1 protein-coding gene is annotated in these 2,260 nt (G+C 73.1%); it reads right to left on the bottom strand.

From position 1 onward, the window contains the following. Nucleotides 1-2,260, bottom strand: a 2,260-nt coding sequence (locus IE239_RS41225) for a type I polyketide synthase (protein ID WP_190154570.1), incomplete at both ends; no start/stop codon positions are given.

The raw sequence follows: 2,260 nt of genomic DNA, 5'->3' as shown, positions 1-2,260 counted from the left end.
GTCCGAACGGCCCACCGACACACCCCCACACGTCAGCACCCACACCCGGCCGCCCACCCCCGCGTCACCGACCGCCTGCAACACCGCCGCCACCGTGCCGCACGCCGTCACGGCATCGGTGACGGCGCCGGTGTCGAGAACGATCCCGGAGACCTCACCGGCGGCGATCGACTCCAACCGCGCGGCGAGAGAAGCACGTTCGGGCAGGGCGGGCAGGGCGACCGCGACAGGGACGGCGCCCCGCGCGGCGAGTTCCGCCGTGAGGACGTCGATGGCGGTGCTCCGGCCGGTTCCCTCGGGCCGCAGCACGAGCCAGCGGCCGGCGAGCGCCGTGGCGGCCGCCGGCTCGAGCGGCTTCCAGTGTGCTCGGTAGAGCCAGCGGTCGGCGCGGGACGTTTCCAGGCGACGGCGCCGCCAGGACGACAGGGCCGGGACGAGGTCGTTCAAGGACTCCTCGGCGAGGCCCAGAGAGTCGGCCAGTGAACCGAGGTCGCCCCGCTCGACTGCGTTCCAGAACTCCGTCTCGGCCGCACCGTCGGCGCCCTGCGCGCCGTCCGCGCCGCTGCCCGCGGCCGGGCGACCCTGATCGGCCAGCCAGTAGCGCTGGTGCTGGAAGGCGTAGGTGGGCAGTTCCACCCGGGCTCCGCCGGGCAGGACGGCCTCCCAGCCGACCGTGGCGCCCTGGACGTGGAGGCGGGAGAGGGCCATGACCGCGCTGACGGACGCGTCCCTGTCCTTGCGCAGGAGGGGGGTGAACAGGACGCCGTCGGTGTCTGCGGCCGCGACCGCCTCGGGGCAGTCCTGTGCCAGTGCCGTGAGGGTGCCGTCGGGGCCGAGTTCGAGGTAGCGCGTCGTGCCGCGCGCGGCGAGGGCGCGCACCGCGTCGGCGAAGCGGACCGTCTGACGGACATGCCGCACCCAGTGGTCCGGGGACGTCAGCTCCTCGGCGGTGGCGACGGCGCCCGTGAGGGTGGAGACGACGGGGAGGCGCGGTTCCGCGTACACGAGACTTTCGGCAACGGTGCGGAATTCGTCGAGCATCGGCTCCATCAGCGGCGAGTGGAAGGCATGGCTCACCCGCAACGCCGTCACCTTGCGGCCCTGACCACGGAAGCGGTCCGCGATCTCCTCGACGGCCTGCGCCGCACCCGAAACCACCACCGCCCGCGGCCCGTTGACCGCCGCGACACCCACCTCGTCACCGAGGAGGGGAAGCACCTCGTCCTCGGACGCCTCGACCGCGGCCATCGCCCCACCCGACGGGAGCGCCTGCATCAGCCGGCCACGCGCCACCACCAGACGACACGCATCCGCCAACGACCACACACCCGCCACATGCGCGGCCGCGATCTCACCGACGGAATGACCGGCCAGCACGTCCGGACGGACACCCCACGACTCCAGCAACCGGAACAGGGCAACTTCAAGTGCGAACAGGGCGGGCTGCGCGAACTCCGTCCGGTTCAGCAGCTCCGTGTCCTCGCCGAAGACGATCTCCCGCAACCCGAAGGGCAGTTCCGCGTCGACCGCGTCGAAGGCGTCCGTGAAGACGGGATACGCCTCGTACAACTCTCGCCCCATACCGAGACGTTGCGAGCCCTGGCCCGCGAAGAGGAAGGCAGTACGGCCGTCCGGCTGGGCGGTGCCGGTGACGATGCCCTCGGCGCGTTCACCGGCGGCGAAGGCGGCGAGCGCGTCGACGAGCCGGGCGGGGTCGGAGCCGACGACGGCGGCCCGGTAGGGCAGTGCCGACCGGTGCACGGCGAGCGACCATGCGACGTCGAGGGCTTCGACGCCCGGGTGTTCGCGCAGGTGTGCGAGGAGGCGGGCGGCCTGGGCGGGCAGAGCTTCGGGGGTACGGGCGGACAGTACCCAGGGCAGTACGCGGGGGGCCTGGTGCGGCAATGCGCGCGAGGCGGCGGACGCCGTGTCGTGGCCGGCGGGTGTTCCGAGGTTCTCGGGGGCTTCCTCCGCGGGCGCCTCCTCGAGAATGGCGTGGGCGTTGGTGCCGCTCACGCCGAAGGCGGACACGGCGGCGCGGCGCGGCCGGCCCTCTTCGGCGGCCCACTCCCGCTCCTGCGTCAGCAGCTCGACGGCGCCGGCCGACCAGTCGACCTGGGAGGACGGCTCGTCCACATGCAACGTACGCGGCAGCACCCCGTGCCGCATCGCCAGCACCATCTTGATCACACCCGCCACACCCGCAGCAGCCTGCGTATGACCGATGTTCGACTTCACCGACCCCAGCAGAAGCGGCCGC

Origin of the sequence: Streptomyces humidus (assembly GCF_014649655.1) — a bacterium.
In the GTDB taxonomy this organism is placed as follows: Bacteria; Actinomycetota; Actinomycetes; order Streptomycetales; family Streptomycetaceae; genus Streptomyces; species Streptomyces humidus.
This window is presented reverse-complemented; position numbering and strand designations above follow the sequence as displayed.